Raw genomic sequence first — 471 nt, 5'->3', positions numbered from 1 at the left:
TTGTAGAGTATTTTGACGAAAGTAAAAATAAATGGACTAAAATTGAAAATAAAGGTCTTATCCGCACAATACTGCACGCTCTCCCCGAGGTTATCTACATTTCGGCAATAAGAGATGTAATTGAGGAAACAACACAAAAATCTGGTTTTTTAATGTCTAAGCTTCTTTCTCCAATTCTAGAAAAACAAAGTGAAAAAAACCGGGATAATGAACAGAAAAGTATAGTAGAACTAAAAAAAGAGCTTCAAGATGCAATCCGTAAAGAGTCCAAAAAGTTAGAAGAAATTATTTTAGCTGAAATGGCTGTATTTAGTGATTCAATTGAAAAAATAGAAATTGAACCAAATAAGCTCCAAATTAACTTTAGTCCTAGAATACGAATCAAAGATAAACACTTGCCAAATGGTGTCCCACTTGAACAGAGAGGTGCAGGCCTTAGAAGTGAATTTCTTTTGGCTATGTTTAGAGCAT

The 471-nt window shown here is 33.1% G+C and carries 1 protein-coding gene; it reads left to right on the top strand.

What is annotated here, in order from left to right; translation table 11 throughout:
- Positions 1-471: AAA family ATPase (locus E3E36_RS11775; protein ID WP_167895567.1), on the top strand; the 471-nt coding region annotated here is incomplete at both ends.

The organism is Thermococcus sp. M36 (assembly GCF_012027355.1).
GTDB lineage: Archaea > Methanobacteriota_B > Thermococci > Thermococcales > Thermococcaceae > Thermococcus.
This window is presented reverse-complemented; position numbering and strand designations above follow the sequence as displayed.